This is a genomic window from Flavobacterium sp. YO64, from assembly GCF_004119505.1.
Taxonomy (GTDB): Bacteria; Bacteroidota; Bacteroidia; order Flavobacteriales; family Flavobacteriaceae; genus Flavobacterium; species Flavobacterium oncorhynchi.
In genome coordinates, this window is record NZ_NRQV01000015.1 from 93,865 (window position 1) to 110,761 (window position 16,897).

A 16,897-nucleotide genomic window follows, 5' to 3' on the forward strand; every position below is an offset into this window, starting at 1 on the left:
TTATGAATTTGTTTCAGATTTTGCACTTCAAGTTTTCCTTCGCGGCATAAAACTTGAAGCCTGAAACCTGAAACTTGAAACAAAAAGCAATAATGAAAATCAAAAATATAATAGAAGTTCTAGAAGAAATGGCGCCTTTGGCTTACGCCGAAGATTTTGATAATGTGGGACTTTTAGTTGGAAATACTGAAACCGAAAGCACTGGTGTTTTAGTCTGTCATGATGCTTTAGAAACTGTGATTGACGAAGCTATTGCAAAAAACTGCAACCTGGTAGTTTGTTTTCACCCTATTTTATTTTCTGGGATCAAAAAAATAACGGGTAAAAATTATGTTGAACGCGCCATTTTAAAAGCAATCAAAAATGACATCGCTATTTATGCCGTTCATACTGCATTAGACAATCATTCTGCAGGTGTTAATAAAATTTTCTGTGATGCTTTAGGATTAACCAATACTAAAGTTTTGATACCGAAACAAAATTTCATTCAAAAATTAGTAACCTATACCACTCCAGATAATTCTGAAAAAGTTCGAAATGCTATGTTTGAAGCCGGCGCAGGAACTATTGGAAATTATGACAACTGCAGTTTTAACACTGAAGGTTTTTTTACTTTTAAAGGAAACGAAGACAGCAATCCTGTAATTGGAGAAAAAGGAAAATTACATACAGGAACCGAAATAAAAATTGAAGTTGTTTTTGAAAAACACTTACAATCTAAAATTCTTAAAGCACTATTTGCGAATCATATCTACGAAGAAGTCGCTTATGAAATTTACGATCTTCAGAATTCACATCAAAATATTGGTTTAGGAATGATTGGCGAGTTTGAAACTGAAATGAATGAAAAAGATTTTCTTCCTTTTGTAAAAGAAAAAATGATCGCTGACGGAATACGTCATTCTGCTTTTTTAGGAAAGAAAATAAAAAAAGTAGCTGTTCTAGGCGGCTCAGGAAGCTTTGCCATAAAAAATGCAATTAGCGCTGGAGCCGATGCTTTTTTGACTGCTGATTTAAAATACCATCAGTTTTACGAAGCTGAAAATCGATTACTTTTGGCAGATATTGGTCATTTTGAGAGCGAACGCTATACAAAAAACTATATTGTTGATTATCTTCGAAAAAAAATCCTTAATTTTGCCATCATTTTATCAGAAGAAAATACAAATCCAGTTAAGTACTTATAGAATATGGCGAATACGAAAGAATTAAGTGTTGAGGACAAGTTAAGAGCAATATACGATTTACAGCTTATTGACTCTAGAATTGACGAAATCAGAAACGTACGAGGTGAGCTTCCTTTAGAAGTGGAAGATTTAGAAGATGAAGTTGCAGGTTTAAGCACGCGTTCAGAGAAACTGAAAAGTGAACTTGAAGTAATTGAGGAGCAAATCAAGTCTAAGAAAAATGGTATTGATGAGCATAAAGAGGTTATCAAAAAATACACAAAACAACAAGAATCAGTTCGTAATAACAGAGAATTTAATTCTTTGACTAAAGAGGTTGAATTTCAAGAATTAGAAATTCAATTGGCTGAAAAGCAAATCAAAGAAATGAAAGCTTCTATCGAGCATAAAAAAGAAGTTATATCTAACTTAAAAGAAAAGCTTGACGCAAAAAGTTCTCATTTAAAACATAAAAAATCAGAACTTGACGCTATCATGGCAGAAACTCAAAAAGAAGAAATTTTCTTATCTGAGAAATCTGCTGAGTATTCAAGCCAAATCGAAGACAGATTATTAGCAGCTTATACAAGAATCAGAACTAGTGTTCGTAATGGTTTAGCAGTAGTTTCTATCGAAAGAGGAGCTTCAGCAGGATCATTCTTTACTATTCCACCGCAAACTCAAGTTGAGATTGCTTCTAGAAAAAAAATCATTACTGATGAGCACTCTGGAAGAATTTTAGTTGACAGTGCATTAGCTGAAGAAGAAAAAGAAAAAATGGAACAATTGTTCTCAAAATTCTAAATAGAAGTCCCGATTTAATCGGGACTTTTTTTATATCTTTTTTTTGCCACGAATTACACTAATTTCTACTAATTTTTAATTTGTTTCTAAATGGAATAAAAATTCGTGCTAAATTTGTGTAATTCGTGGCGAAACTTTTTTAGATCGATTCTCGAATATTATTTTTTACCACTAAATTATTTATTTTGGGAATCAAAAAAGGAATCCGTTTTATTACTTTAAAATCTGTTGGGCAATACATTAACTTTTTAAGTTATGTTCGTCCTCAAAAAGCCGTTGAGCTTTCTTATGCCCTTTTTAGTCAGCCTCGAATAGGAAGATTACAAAAAGAAGCTCTTCCAAAAATTTTGCGACATACAGAAACGGAAACTTTTAACCTTAACGAACATCATTTTCAAACTTACATTTGGAAAGGAAACGAAACTAAGATCTTATTAGTTCATGGCTGGGAAAGCAATGCTTCGAGATGGAAAAAAACGCTTCCGCATCTTCAAAAATCAGGAAGTACTATTATTGCTATAGATGCTCCTGCTCACGGTCAAAGCAGCGGTAAAGAATTTAATGTTCCGCTTTATGCCGAATTTATAAACAAAGCGGTAGAAAAATACCAGCCAACAATTATAATTGGCCACTCGATTGGCGGCGCAGCCTGCGTATATCACCAATACTTATTTCCGAATACCAGTATAAATAAAATGGTTATCCTGGGAGCTCCATCAGACTTAAAAACATTAATCGATAATTATATCTCAATGTTAAGCTTGAATACTAAAATGTTTTCACTTTTAGAAAGTAAATTTTTGGATCGATTCAATTTTAAGCTTGAGGATTTTTCAGGACAAAAATTTGCTTCAGAATTTAATGTTGAAGGTTTTATTGCGCATGACACTTCAGATGATGTCGTTGCTTTTGCAGAAGGAAAAAAAATTCACAGCAACTGGAAAAACAGTCAATTTATAGAAACCAAAGGCTTAGGCCACGGAATGCACGATGATGCATTGTACAACAAAGTGATTGAGTTTCTTTTTTCTGAAGGTTCAAAGTAACAGAGAATCAAAGGAACAAAGGTTTTTCTTATTTTGTATTTTATTTCTAACACATAATTCAAAAAAATGATTGCCGTAATTTTTGAAGTTATTCCTAACGAAGGGAAAAAAGAAGAATATTTAGATATTGCAGCGAAACTACGTCCGGAATTGGGCCACATCGAAGGTTTTATCTCAATAGAACGCTTTCAAAGCATTAGTAATCCTGATAAGATTTTGTCATTGTCTTTTTGGAAAGACGAAGAAAGTATTCAACAATGGAGAAATCTTGAAATGCATCGTCACGCACAGGCAAAAGGACGTAATGAAGTTTTTAAAGATTATCATTTAAGAATTGCAACTGTTGTTCGCGATTACGGAATGTTTGATCGAAAAGAAACTCCTGAGGATAGTTCTCAATTTCATAAATAAGAAGACAAAGTTTCAGAGCGACAAAGGGACAAAGGTTTTATTTTAATAATCCAACCTCATTTTGTCATTCCTGACAAGATTGTGAAAATCTAAAATTCTAAGAAGTCTAACAATCTAAGAAGTCCTAAATTTTGCCTATTTTTGCAGTATGGAAGAGAATTTAAAACGTTTGAATAAATTTATTGGCGAAACTGGCTATTGTTCACGTCGTGAAGCTGATAAACTTATAGAGGAAGGACGTGTTACAATAAATGGTGCTGTACCAGAAATGGGAACTAAAGTTTCACCAAATGATGAAGTACGCATTGACGGAAAACTAATTGTCGAAAAGCACGAAAAGATGGTTTATTTAGCATTCAACAAGCCAGTTGGAATTGAATGTACTACTAATCTTGAAGTTCGAAATAACATTGTTGATTACATCAATTATCCCAAACGTATTTTCCCAATCGGGAGGTTGGATAAAGCAAGTGAAGGCTTAATTTTTATGACCAATGACGGCGATATTGTAAACAAGATTTTACGCGCTAGAAATAACCATGAAAAAGAATATACGGTTACGGTAAATAAGCCTATCACGGAGCGTTTTATTCAGCGAATGGGAAATGGTGTTCCTATTTTAGACACTGTTACTAAAAAATGTAAAGTAGAACAAATTAGTAAATACACTTTCAAAATCATTCTAACACAAGGATTAAATCGTCAGATTAGAAGAATGGCGGAATATTTGGGTTATGAAGTTACGGCGTTAAAACGTATCAGAATCATCAATATTTCTTTGGACATTCCTGTTGGAAGATACCGCGATTTGACTGATGATGAAATTAAAGAATTAAATCAGTTAATTGAACCTTCGAGTAAAACTGAAGAAGCAAGTTTACCGAAAGTTGAAACTCAAAATAAGCCTTCTAACAGAAGAACAACCTTTATTTCTAAACACGATCCTAGATTTAAGAAAAGAGGAGAAAACTAAATACAAAATCCCATACGTTCTAACATATGGGATTTTTTGTTTATATTTACTTTTTATCCAAAAATTCATAATACAATGCTTTAGACAAAAAGTCTGTATTCTGATAATTTAAAATCGATTCTTCTCTAACCGCTTCTGAATATTTTCCGCTTAAATTATTTTTATTGAAATACTCACGTCGAGCATCATCGTTAAAATTCAATTCGCTTAAGAAAACCGGTTCTACTCCTTTATTTACCGAAATATTGTAATTGGTTATAAGATTTCCCCAATTCACAAAACTGCAAACTAAAATTGTTCCGTAGAAATACCAAACCATTTGATTGACTAGGTAAGCATTTGTTTTTTGTTTTGTAATTTTTAAAAAAGTATAAACCAAACCTATGATTGCTAAAATTAAAAAAGCGTAAACTCCTAAACGTTTATATGTTAATCCAAAAGAAGAAACATACTCTGAGTTTTTGATAATAGTACTAACAATCAAAACTGCATTTAAAATTATCCAGATTTTAGCGAGCCTTTTTAATGATATCGCTTCCTCATCAAAATTGAATCCTCCTTTGAAATAAAACAGAATTACACCAACAGCCATCAAAATTGAAAAAATCACAGCATTTACACGCTCATGCGTATCAGCGCTTAAATTTGCTTTATCCGCAACTTCAAAAAACTGCTCGTAATTGTATGTTCCAATAAAAATTAAAAGCAAAATATTAAGCAATAGCAAAGTAATTACACCACTCTTTCTTTCGAAATCAAGATCTAAAAATGAAAATGTACTTTGGCTCTTTACTTCAGAAATATCAGTAAACTCATTGTTTAACTTTGGATTAAATTCATAACAAGCATCCGGAACCCAATAATTCCAAAAACTAAATGAAATATAAAAGCCAAGTATCGTAATTAAGATTAACTGAAAAATATTAATATCTAAAGTATAATCTGTAAACAATGAAGAGAAATGCGCACTTCCGAAAGAATAAACGATAAAAAACAATCCCAAAAAGACGACTGGAATAACAACAAATGCTACTAATTTCTTAGCAAAATCGTTGTGAATTTTTCGCTCAGGCAGCCATTGACTAAAGATAAAAATACGTCCAATTGAAGTAAATCCGTTTAAAAAAATCAATGGAAAGATCTGTACTATTTTAAGTTCTCCCTCCTGAGTTTTAAACTGTAAAAAAAGAATTGAGAACGCTAAAGCGAAAAAGGAAGCTGCATCTCCATACCACGCAAAAGCGAAGCATGACAATATTGATGTGATTACCAAAATTAAATGCGATCTATCAACAAACTTCTCTTGAAAGAAGTAACTAGTTAACAATGTTAAAATTACACCAAAAATACCAATATTAACTCCTGGATTTTGATTGTAAAAAAGTAACGTAAAGACCACTGTACAAACTAAAATAATTTGATGCTTTTTCATGATTAAATAATTAAAAGTACTTTGTATTTCAAAGTAATTAGACAAAAAAATATAGTTATTAAGATTTCATTAATTTTTCGAGGTAAGAAAGGTGTTCTTTAAACGCCGCGCGGCCAAGCGGTGTTACTTGATAAGATGTTTTAGGCTTTTTGCCGACAAATTCTTTCTTAACTTCGATATATTGTGACTTTTCTAATGCAGAGGAATGACTTGCTAAATTACCATCGGTGATATTTAAAAGCGTTTTCATCTCGGTAAAATCTACCCAGTCGTTAACCATCAGAACGGACATAATACCCAATCTAACACGGCTTTCAAAATCTTTATTTAATTTATCAATAATTCCCATTAGGTTATTTGTATTTTTTGAACATCACTAATCCGTATATAATATGCAGGATTCCAAATCCAATGATCCAAAATATCAATCCATATCCAATATAAAAAAGCGAAATACATCCTAAAACAAGTTCAGAAAAACCTAGATACTTTATGTCTGAGAAAGTATATTTTTCTGCATTTATAACTGCCAATCCGTAAAATATTAAGGTAGCAGGCGCTATTAATCCATATATTCCATGAAATACCAAAGCCAAACAAAATATACCTCCTACCACAAGTGGCACGGCTAAATTAAATAACATATTTTTTGTTGCAGATGTCCAAATTGGCAAATTGTATTTTTTACTTTTTCTAATAGTAAAGAAAATTCCAAATGTTAATGCAAACAACAAAACTACTAAAGCGGTTACAATTAAATGCGAAACCAAATTTTCAGGAAGAACTACATCTTGCCCTCTGTAATAACCTACTCCGCGATTTTCAAGTAACATATAAGTATACAATCCGCCGATTAAGGCTGAAAGTCCAGCAAAGACTCCCGAAAGTCCGCTTAAGGATATAAATCTTGAAGAACGCTCCATCATGGAACGAATGTGTGCTAAATCTTCTTGGTGTTTCTGATTCATAATAAAAGTACTTTGCATTACAAAGTTATTATTTATTTTGAATTGGCAAGTAAAAAGCATAAAATATTTTCGTGAATAATGTAGATTCCTGCAAAGTTGTGAAAACTATGGAAGAAAACACAAGGTCTGGTAAGCTGCGTGAGGGATAGGAATAAGCTGCCGAAGCAGCATGGATAGCCCGACCGTATTTGCACAAAGGCGCACATAAACGCAAAGATTGGAGCGCCTTTTTGTAAATATGGTCACGCCCAATGCGTAAAACAAAAAAAAGCCTATTCATACGAACAGGCATTTATATTATTTTCAATTCTAAAATTTTAAAACCATCTTTTTCTTTTAAACATATACACCCCAAATGCTGATAATAGAAATGAAATAAAAAGAATAATCCAAATACCATATTTGCTTTCTTCTAAACCATTTGGCACGTTCATTCCATATACACTGGCAATTAAGGTCGGAATCACAAGGATGATAGAAATTGAGGTCATCTGTTTCATAATATCATTCATATTATTAGAAATTACAGATGCATATGCATCCATCATTCCTGTTAAGATGTTACTATAAATATTGGCTGTATCCTGTGCCTGACTTAATTCGATTTCTACATCTTCTAACAAATCCGGATCGTAGCTTGCTTTATGTGCTCGAAGATTTTTTATACGATGAAACAAAACATCGTTTGCTTTTAATGAGGTAATAAAGAAAACCAAACATTTCTCGATTTGGAGCAATGCCTGCAGTTCTTCATTTTTAATTGACTTTTCTAAATTGTCTTCTGCTAGTCTTATCTTCTGATTTATTTGTTTTAGGTATTTCAAATACCAAACGCTTGATGATAAAAGCAACCTTAAAACCCAATCAAAATTATCTTTAACTTGAATGTTTTTACGTCGTGAATACAACATAAAATCATGTATAATTTCTGTTTTATAAAAAGTAATTGTTACGCAGATATCACCTCTAAAAATTACGCCTAGCGGAATAGTCTGAAAGGGAAGTTTAATATCGTTGCTTTTTACAGGAACACGCATGATAATAAGCGTCCATCCGTCTTCGATTTCGATACGGGGTCTTTCGTCGATATCCTCTATATCATTGTAAAAAGCTTCGGGAATTTGAAGTTCTTCGAGTAAGTATTTCTTTTCTGCTTCGAATGGATCTTCAATATTAATCCAGCAATTTGGAGTCCATTTTGAGACTTCTAGTAATCCGTTGTCGTTTGTGTAAAAGGCTTTCATTTCAAAATACAGGGTGTTATCACAGCATTTTGAAAATTTCAAAAGCTGCTTTTAATTTAATACTAACGAATAATAATCGTCCATTTGGGTAAGTGTTTTTTAAGTGGTGCAAAAGTATCCTTTATTTTTAAGAACCAAAACTTTAAACTATTAATTAAATACTAAAAACAATAAAGCCTATTCTTTTGAATAGGCTTTATTGTTTTATTTTGGAGCAAATTATTTATTTTTTGCACTTCGCATTTTACGAGCTAAAAGTGTATTTTTCAACAACATTGCGATTGTCATTGGCCCTACTCCACCTGGAACTGGTGTAATGAATGCTGCTTTTTTGCTTACGCCATCAAAATCTACGTCACCTTTTATCACATAACCTTTTGGGTTTGATGCGTCATCTACACGCGTAATTCCAACATCGATAACCGTTACTCCCTCTTTTACCATATCGGCTTTTAAAAATTCAGGAACTCCTAAAGCTGTAATAATAATATCAGCATTTTTAGTGAATTCGGCTAAGTCTTTAGTACGACTGTGAGTTAAAGTAACAGTTGAATCTCCAGGATTTCCTTTACGGCTCATTAAGATACTCATTGGACGTCCTACGATATGACTTCTTCCAATTACAACCGTGTGTTTACCTGAAGTTTCAACTTTGTAACGTTCAAGCAATTCCATAATTCCGAATGGTGTCGCTGGAATAAAACTTTCCATTTCAAGCGCCATTCTACCAAAGTTTGTTGGATGAAAACCATCGACATCTTTATCAGGATCGATCGCTAATAAGATTTTTTGCTCGTCGATGTGTTTCGGTAACGGCAATTGAACGATGTATCCGTCTAAATTGTCGTCTTCGTTTAACTCTTTAATTTTAGCTAACAGTTCCTCTTCTGTAATTGTTTCCGCTAGACTTACTAAAGTAGAATCAAATCCAATTTCTTGACATGATTTTACTTTACTTCCTACGTAAGTTAAACTTGCTCCGTTGTTTCCAACCAAAACTGCTGCTAAATGAGGTACTTTTCCTCCTGCTGCTTTTATGGATTGAACTTCGGCTGCAATTTCGTTTTTAATGTCGTTAGATGTTTTTTTACCGTCTAGTAGCTGCATTGTTTTTGTTTCAGGTTTAAAGTTTTTTTTGTTTCAGGTTTCATGTTTAAAGTTTCACATTGAAACGGAACCCAATTTATTTTATCGAAAAAAGTTTCAAATTTCAGTCTCTAACTTGAAACCTGAAACTTGAAACTTTTAATTTTATTATCTCGACATTCCGCCTGGCATTCCTTTCATGCCTCCCATCATTTTCATCAGATTTTTTCCGCCCGGACCTTGCATCATTTTCATCATCTTGCTCATTTGGTCGAACTGCTTCATCAGCTGATTTACCTGCTCGACTTTAGTTCCGGAACCTTTTGCGATTCTGGCTTTTCTTTTAACATCGATTATGGCTGGTTTGCTTCGTTCTCCCGGCGTCATCGAGTGAATGATTGCTTCGATATGTTTAAAAGCATCATCTTCGATCTCTACATCTTTCATGGCTTTTGAAGCTCCTGGTATCATTCCTACCAAGTCCTTCATATTACCCATTTTCTTTACTTGTTGAATCTGCGTTAAGAAATCATCAAAACCGAATTCATTTTTAGCGATTTTCTTTTGAAGTTTTCTTGCTTCTTCTTCGTCAAATTGTTCTTGAGCTCTTTCTACAAGCGACACAACGTCACCCATACCAAGAATACGCTCAGCCATACGATCTGGATAGAAAACATCAATTGCTTCCATCTTCTCGCCTGTACCTACAAATTTGATTGGTTTGTTTACAACCGATTTAATCGAGATTGCAGCTCCACCACGAGTATCACCATCTAATTTGGTTAAGATAACTCCATCAAAATTTAAGATATCGTTGAAGGCTTTTGCTGTATTTACAGCATCTTGTCCTGTCATAGAGTCTACAACGAACAATGTTTCTTGTGGTTGAATTGCTTTGTGAACACGTGCAATTTCATCCATCATTTCCTGATCTACTGCTAAACGTCCGGCTGTATCGACAATAACAACGTTGAAACCGTTTGCTTTTGCATGTTTAATTGCATTTTGAGCAATTTCTACAGGATTTTTGTTTTCTGGTTCTGAGTAAACCTCAACACCTATTTGATCTCCAACAACATGCAACTGATTAATCGCCGCAGGACGGTAAATATCACACGCTACAAGAAGTGGTTTTTTATTTTTCTTTGTTTTTAAGAAGTTGGCTAATTTTCCTGAGAAAGTAGTTTTACCAGAACCTTGAAGTCCAGACATTAAAATAACGCTTGGATTTCCAGATAAATTAACTCCGGCAACATCACCTCCCATTAATTCTGTCAGCTCATCTTTTACCAGCTTCACCAATAATTGTCCTGGTTGAAGCGTTGTTAAAACGTCCTGACCAATTGCTTTTTCTTTTACTTTGGTTGTAAAATCCTTAGCAATTTTAAAGTTAACATCGGCATCAAGCAAGGCACGACGAACTTCTTTTAAGGTATCGGCAACGTTTACTTCTGTAATTTTACCATGTCCTTTTAATATATGGAACGCTTTATCTAACTTATCACTTAAATTATCAAACATACTATTTTCTTTATTTGAAGTGCAAAGATAATCTAAATAGCTATTTCAGGCAATTTTTATTTATACGCATTTTTTGCCACAAAGGCGCAAAGGCGCAAAGTTTTTTTGCCACGAATTACACGAATTTGCCTAATTGTGAAAATTATTTTTTCACTCTCGCAGATTTAGCAGATTGGGCAGATTACTTTTTAGAGTAAACACAAAAATCAGCTAAATCTGCGAGAAACAAAAAAGACGCAAAGAATAAAACCTTTGCGCCTTTGTGACTTTGTATCTATGAACCTGTTATTTTAAAACTGGAAGTAAATAAATGGCTGTGAACCGGCTACTGCCGTTGCATAAACAATCCAGTAAACGAAACCTAGAATTACTGCTTTTAATAATAATGGTGTTTTGTCAAAAACGAATTTCATTTTGTCTGTTATTACTTCTGGCAAGAAATGCCAAATGTATCCAAAAAGCATTAATAAAAACACATTTTTATATCCTAAAATAATGGCCTGCCAATGTTCTGGCTCAAAAGTTAACTGACCAATATTATTAACTACCTGTAAAGCGGTTTCGAAATCTCTTGCACGGAAAAAGATCCAGCAGAAAACCACAAAATGGAATGTAATCACTATTGAAAAGAATCTCCACAAGAAATTTGAACCTTCTTTTTTAGGAGGGAAGAATTCCATAAAAATCTTATGAACAGCTAATGCTAAACCGTGTAATGCTCCCCAAACAATAAATTGTGCTCCTGCTCCATGCCATAATCCTCCCAAAAGCATTGTTGTAAACAAATTCAAATTTGTTACTAAAGTTTGTCGGCGTTTACTTGAAAGTAAAAAAGACAAGCAAAAAAGTGCAATTGAACCAAATGCAATTATTAACGGAATTACACTAGTGCTGTAACTTGTTATTCCCCACAACAGCAATCCGAAAAAGAATAAACTCGGAAATAAATATCCTGCAAATGATCCTTCTCTATTTCCACCTATAGAAATGTACAAGAAATCTTTTAACCAAGTTGAAAGCGAAATATGCCATCTTCTCCAGAAATCTGTAATCGATGTTGACTTATATGGCGTTCTAAAGTTGGCTGGTAATTTGAATCCGAGTAATAAAGCGATTCCTATTGCCATATCTGAATATCCAGAGAAATCACAATAAATTTGGATAGCGTAACCGTAAGATGCCATTAAGTTTTCGAATGAAGTATAACTCATTGGTGTATCAAAAACACGGTCGACAAAATTTACTGAAATGTAATTTGAAATTACTGTTTTCTTAATTAATCCTCCAATAATCAAAAACAAAGCGTTGTTGACATCTTCTTTTGTTAGATTTAACTTTTGATAAATCTGCGGCAGGAAATCTTTGGCACGCACAATTGGTCCAGCAACCAGCTGCGGGAAAAAGGAAACGAAAAACAGATATTCGATATAGTTTTTTGTAGGCTTAATTTCTTCTCGATAAATTTCAATAATATAACTCATCGATTGAAAAGTATAAAATGAAATTCCAACGGGAAGAAATATATCATGAAACTTAAAATTACCATTGAACATATCATTGTAAGTTGCAATCATAAAGTTGGTATACTTGAAATATCCAAGTAATCCTAAATTTAGAATCACACTTATAACCAGATAGAGTTTTTTTCGACTGTCTTTTGTTTCATTATAGATAATTTGGCTTAACCCATAATCTACAACTGAAGAGAGCAGCAACAATAAAAAGTAAATTCCGCTTGACTTATAATAAAAGAAAAGCGAGAAGAGAATAACGTAGGTTAATCTTAAATAAAATGTTTTACGCAAAAAACCATACACAAAATAAAAAACCAGAAATAATCCTAAGAATAATCCCGTATTAAATAATAGTTTTTCGTCTGGATTATAAATAAACCAGCTTTTTACTTGTTCTATTGTAATTGCACCAAAATGACCTATGAACCAATCATTAATGCTGTCTATTGTTATCAATTTAATTCTTTAATTTAAAATTTTCGTATGCTTTTAAAAATGCCTCTGTAAACAAACTGCCTTGTTTTTCATATCCTTTTTTGGAATAATGAACCCAATCTGGCCCAATTAATCCGGTAGTTTTCAGATTTCGAATTCCGTCCATTCCGCCAAGTTCTCCATATAAATCCCAAACTGCAAAACCATCTGTTTTTGCAATTTCAAGAATACTTTTTGCGTAATCTCTGATGTAAATATTTGGTCTTCTAGCTTTGAGCAGCGAAGGCGGCGGAGTTGTAACTATTATAGAAACATTGCTATTATGCTCTTTTACTTTTTTTATAAAATCACGTAATTCTCCTATATAGGCAGCACTTTCCATATGATCATAACTTTCGTTTGTTCCCAGCGAAAGAACCAACAAATCTGGATGCAATGATTTTAACTGTTCAAAAAATAAAGGGTATTTATTATAATCTGAAAATTTTGCACCATTCACACCAATTCCGCTATAAATAATCCCTGGAGCATCTTTTTCTAAAACAATTCCGTTAAGCTCATATTTCTCTGCATTTTTGTTGGGAAGCAGATAAATCTTATCCAGCGGTTTTTCTGAATGGTAGGTATGAGAAAATGAATCTGATTCTAAATCTAAAGTGACAAATTCTGAACTTACAATATTCTTTGGTCTAGTTTCGTTGGTTGAAATTTTTAATGTTCTTCCAGCACGAATATTATTAGATTTTAAGTGATTGTCTCTTTTTATTTCGGCAATCGATACATTGTATTTATCGGCAATTGTCGAAATTGCTTCTCCTTTTTTTATTTTATGTGTTATGACTTTTTGCTCTGTTGTCTGAATTGTTTTTGTTTGGGTTGATGTCGCCAAATTAAACATATCCTGATTTTGAGGTGTTATAATATAAATGGAATTAAACTTATAAGCTGCATCTTTAATATTCAATTCAACAACAAAACCGTCATTATCCCTCCAAAGTGCAATTCCGCTTAAACCAACAGGACAGTTTTTAAAAGGATGAATATTACGATAGCTTTCCCATGCTCTGTTTGAATAAAAACGTTCGTTGTAAGAACCATTTGTTTTTGCCAATTGATAAGGAAAAACTAAACCTCGTCCAGCATTTCCAAATTTTTGCTGGAGATTTTTCCTGATTTCATTGGTCATTAAATCACTCTGAATATGAGAATCTCCAATGTGGGCAATATTTATTTTATGATTATTATTGCTTTCATTATCCTTTACTTTCTTAAAAAACGACTCTAATACAACTGCATTATAAATTTGATTACCTGAAATAGGCTCAATTACTGCTGTATCAATCTTATGAATCATATTTTTTGTTATTGAAAGTGAATCTGTCTTGGGAGTTTTATCGTTTGTTGAAAAAAAAAGACAACAAAAGAAAATAATTAGTCTATTCATTTACGCTGTCTATTTTTACAGATACGGAATCTGTTTTGGGCTTTTTACTTGTTCTAGTTGTAACGCCTGATTCGCGTTTTTCACGTAAAACCTTATATTGCTCGTAACCTTTGTTTAATTGATTGTACAACAAATTACCAATTGCTTTTGCACCTCTTTGATTAAAGTGTGTATAATCTTTATTGGCTTTTGCCGGAGCTTCGTCAACCCATTTTACCATTGAACCGTCACCTCCCATTAAGGTATATAAATTAACAAATCCGGATTCTGTTTCTAATGCATATCTTTTTTGAGCTTTCATTAAAGGAACTACGGCAGAATCTGTTTTCATTTCTAAATCATATTTAGTCGATTTATCTGCTGTTGAAACAATTAAAATAGAAACTCCCGGAAATGACTCTTTTATTTTGTTAACGGTTTTTGTCATTCCTTTTTCATACCAAAAATAATTTTTAGTCCCATAATTCAATACGTTTGTTCCGTAATGAAGAATAATCAAATCGTATTTTAAGCTGTTATTAAAAGCTTTCATCACATTGGCATCAAACATAGAAATTGGAAGACCTGAATTTCCTCTTTGAGAGAAATTATCAACATGAACACCGCTGCCGTTGTCAAAATTAAATCCGTAAATTGGAATTGAATCAGCATGAATAAAATTTGCTTTAAATCCTTTTATACTTCCTGAAGTCACTTTTAAACTGTTTACTAGATTACTTGGAGCCAGCGTTTTTCGCAGTGTATCTTTTCCGATTATAAAGTTTACATTTCCTTTTTTAGAAGATCTTCCGTAAAATAACGTTGGATTATCTAAGGTTTTTGTATGTTTTGGAAGCCCGGCTTCGTACTGAACCCAAGTTGTGTTTGATTTGTCATTTGCAAAAAACACGTGTCCGTTTACACCAAAAGGACTTGTTGGTCTTTTTACATTTAAATACGATTGGGTTTTCCAGTTTTTAGAATAAGTCGATTTTACTGATCCGCGTGAGGCTGCAGATTCTGATGTTATAGGCACAAAACCTACTCCATTTCCGCCAAAGCGATCTTGATAATTCGTTCGAACATCTTGTACAATTAAATCCCCGTCTGTCATCGAATCTCCATAATAAGCAATTCGGACTTTACTTTGCGGATTTTGCTCCAGCTGATATAATTTTTCGTAAAAAGAAATCAGGTATTGATACCCTTTATAATTATCAAATGTTTCTGATGGAAATTCGATTCCTTCAGATGCATCATAAACAATTTTTTCCTGCCCAAGTTTACGTTCGCTTTCCTCAATACTATCGCTTTTTGATGACAAAGAATCTTTTGCAACAGACTCTAGAAGCAGACTGTCGATTAGTACATTTTTTGAATCTACTTTACTGTCAGAAAAAATCTTATCTGGCAAGATTTGCTTAAATCCGATGAAAGCTACAAACGCTAATGCTACGATTGCAAAAGACTGAAAGAAATATGATTTTGTATTCACTTACTAATTATAATTTGAAAGGTAGGATTTCAAGAATTAATTATCAAAATTCCTGTTAATTCTGTTTGAAAAAAATAATGCGCAAAGATAGAATTAAATCGTTCATTTTTTGCTCATTTTAACAATAAAGAAAACAAAAAAAAGAGGCTAGAAAATTCTAACCTCTTTATCAAAAAAAAATAAAAAAACAAAGCTAATGATTAACTGAATTTTTAATGTTTTTAAATCAAAAACTAGAAGCAAAGAGACCTTTACATTTCTAATTTTTGGTATTCTATTATTTCAATATCGCGTATTCTAAAACAATATTGCCTCTTTCTCCTGCATCATTTGTCATTGCAAGGAATTTAACTTTATAATAGTTTCCTGCAGCATCTTTAACTACATAAAAACGATCTGTTCTAATGCTTGGCAATGAACCGTTTTGTCCTCCGCCATTTCTCCAGTTAGCTCCAATCATTCTTTGATCTGTAACAGAAGGTTTAAAGCTGTCTTCTACAACTTTTGCTTTTGTAAAATCAGCATAAGATCCTCCTGCAGAAACTAAAACTTGGTAAACTTGTGTTCCTCCTTTTAAATTTGTAGTAATAAAATCTGAATATCCGTAAGTAACTTCACCGCTAGGTCCCATGTTTAAATAATTTGTAAACACAGTAAAATTTAAATCCCATTTCGCTTTTGCTGGTTCAACTGAAACCGTATTTCCTGAAGTTAAACTAAAAAATGTGAAATTAAAATCAGCATCTTTAGAAACTGTTTTTTCTGTAAATGTTTTTGAAGCTAATTCAGCATATTGAATTTTATATCCATTACCGCTTCTTAAAATTCTAACTTTCCTCCATCCTCTAGGATCTCCATCAACTGCAACATTCCCAACATTTGCCTTTGCAGTTCCTACTGCATATCCAAGATTTACTAAATATACTTTGTTATCAGCATCTGTTGCCGAAATTTCTGCAATTGCAGTACCGATACCTGCTCCTGCTCCTGCCAAAACCCCTGTAGGATTATCAACATATCCGTTTGAAGCTAGAGTTTCTCCTCCTCCTGCTAAAACTTTTGTATCGATTTCTTGCGCTACTGTAATATCAGATGTTTCTAATTTTTTAACAGCCATTTTAAGTGATCCATTAAGGATAACTCTAAAATCTGTACCTGTAGAAAATCCAAAATCCCAAGCTCCTCTATTTACAGATTTAGATTCTGCAGTACTTAAATCAAGATAAACTTGATTTGGCTGATTTGCTCCGCCTACTGATTCTTTCAACGTTTCTCCTACTGTTGGAACTTCAACTGGAGTACTATCATCATCACTTGAACATGAAGCCAGCGACAATAGGGCGATTGATAAAAATAAAAGTTTTTTCATTGTATTCTGT

General features: G+C 33.0%; 15 protein-coding genes. 5 read left to right on the plus strand and 10 right to left on the minus strand.

Going from position 1 to position 16,897, the window contains the following annotated elements; genetic code table 11:
• Nucleotides 1-92 precede the first annotated feature (92 nt).
• The 5 genes from BOW57_RS12635 to rluF all read left to right on the plus strand — a co-directional run bounded on the left by BOW57_RS12635 (nucleotide 93) and on the right by rluF (nucleotide 4,400).
• The gene (locus BOW57_RS12635) at nucleotides 93-1,187 is read left to right on the plus strand and encodes a Nif3-like dinuclear metal center hexameric protein (protein WP_129054708.1); all 1,095 of its coding nucleotides are present in this window, start codon (nucleotides 93-95) and stop codon (nucleotides 1,185-1,187) included.
• Between the two features lie 3 nt (nucleotides 1,188-1,190).
• Nucleotides 1,191-1,970 carry a zinc ribbon domain-containing protein gene (locus BOW57_RS12640; RefSeq protein WP_089055864.1) on the plus strand — a complete coding sequence of 260 codons (780 nt, stop codon included), beginning with the start codon at nucleotides 1,191-1,193 and terminating at the stop codon, nucleotides 1,968-1,970.
• 185 nt (nucleotides 1,971-2,155) lie between these two features.
• Complete coding sequence (locus BOW57_RS12645) at nucleotides 2,156-3,016, plus strand: alpha/beta fold hydrolase (protein ID WP_089055863.1); 861 nt, start codon at nucleotides 2,156-2,158, stop codon at nucleotides 3,014-3,016.
• A 66-nt stretch (nucleotides 3,017-3,082) separates the two neighbouring features.
• Nucleotides 3,083-3,427, plus strand: coding sequence for an antibiotic biosynthesis monooxygenase (locus BOW57_RS12650; protein ID WP_129054710.1), 345 nt, complete (start codon nucleotides 3,083-3,085; stop codon nucleotides 3,425-3,427).
• A gap of 148 nt (nucleotides 3,428-3,575) precedes the next feature.
• Nucleotides 3,576-4,400 carry a 23S rRNA pseudouridine(2604) synthase RluF gene (rluF, locus tag BOW57_RS12655; protein ID WP_129054712.1) on the plus strand — a complete coding sequence of 275 codons (825 nt, stop codon included), beginning with the start codon at nucleotides 3,576-3,578 and terminating at the stop codon, nucleotides 4,398-4,400.
• Between the two features lie 46 nt (nucleotides 4,401-4,446).
• On the opposite strand, the gene BOW57_RS12660 is transcribed toward rluF, so the two are convergent.
• The 10 genes from BOW57_RS12660 to BOW57_RS12705 form a co-directional block, all read right to left on the minus strand.
• Nucleotides 4,447-5,832: a DUF4173 domain-containing protein gene (locus BOW57_RS12660; protein WP_129054714.1), complete on the minus strand. Its 1,386-nt coding sequence runs from the start codon at nucleotides 5,830-5,832 to the stop codon at nucleotides 4,447-4,449.
• Nucleotides 5,833-5,890: 58 nt separating this feature from the next.
• Nucleotides 5,891-6,181 carry a transcriptional regulator gene (locus tag BOW57_RS12665; RefSeq protein WP_089055859.1) on the minus strand — a complete coding sequence of 97 codons (291 nt, stop codon included), beginning with the start codon at nucleotides 6,179-6,181 and terminating at the stop codon, nucleotides 5,891-5,893.
• 4 nt (nucleotides 6,182-6,185) lie between these two features.
• Nucleotides 6,186-6,800: a hypothetical protein gene (locus BOW57_RS12670; RefSeq protein WP_129054716.1), complete on the minus strand. Its 615-nt coding sequence runs from the start codon at nucleotides 6,798-6,800 to the stop codon at nucleotides 6,186-6,188.
• A 317-nt stretch (nucleotides 6,801-7,117) separates the two neighbouring features.
• Nucleotides 7,118-8,044, minus strand: coding sequence for a magnesium transporter CorA family protein (locus tag BOW57_RS12675; protein WP_129054718.1), 927 nt, complete (start codon nucleotides 8,042-8,044; stop codon nucleotides 7,118-7,120).
• A gap of 219 nt (nucleotides 8,045-8,263) precedes the next feature.
• Entirely contained in the window at nucleotides 8,264-9,151 is an 888-nt protein-coding gene (locus BOW57_RS12680) for a bifunctional 5,10-methylenetetrahydrofolate dehydrogenase/5,10-methenyltetrahydrofolate cyclohydrolase (protein ID WP_129054720.1), read from the minus strand.
• 147 nt (nucleotides 9,152-9,298) lie between these two features.
• Nucleotides 9,299-10,651 carry a signal recognition particle protein gene (gene ffh / locus BOW57_RS12685; protein ID WP_129054722.1) on the minus strand — a complete coding sequence of 451 codons (1,353 nt, stop codon included), beginning with the start codon at nucleotides 10,649-10,651 and terminating at the stop codon, nucleotides 9,299-9,301.
• 290 nt (nucleotides 10,652-10,941) lie between these two features.
• Nucleotides 10,942-12,621: an MBOAT family protein gene (locus BOW57_RS12690; RefSeq protein WP_129054724.1), complete on the minus strand. Its 1,680-nt coding sequence runs from the start codon at nucleotides 12,619-12,621 to the stop codon at nucleotides 10,942-10,944.
• Nucleotide 12,622: 1 nt separating this feature from the next.
• Nucleotides 12,623-13,954 (minus strand): GDSL-type esterase/lipase family protein, encoded by a 1,332-nt coding sequence (locus BOW57_RS12695; RefSeq protein ID WP_241687441.1) that lies wholly within the window; start codon nucleotides 13,952-13,954, stop codon nucleotides 12,623-12,625.
• Between the two features lie 82 nt (nucleotides 13,955-14,036).
• The gene (locus BOW57_RS12700; RefSeq protein WP_129054728.1) at nucleotides 14,037-15,518 is read right to left on the minus strand and encodes an SGNH/GDSL hydrolase family protein; all 1,482 of its coding nucleotides are present in this window, start codon (nucleotides 15,516-15,518) and stop codon (nucleotides 14,037-14,039) included.
• Between the two features lie 277 nt (nucleotides 15,519-15,795).
• Entirely contained in the window at nucleotides 15,796-16,887 is a 1,092-nt protein-coding gene (locus tag BOW57_RS12705) for an HmuY family protein (RefSeq protein ID WP_129054730.1), read from the minus strand.
• Between the last annotated feature and the right edge of the window lie 10 nt (nucleotides 16,888-16,897).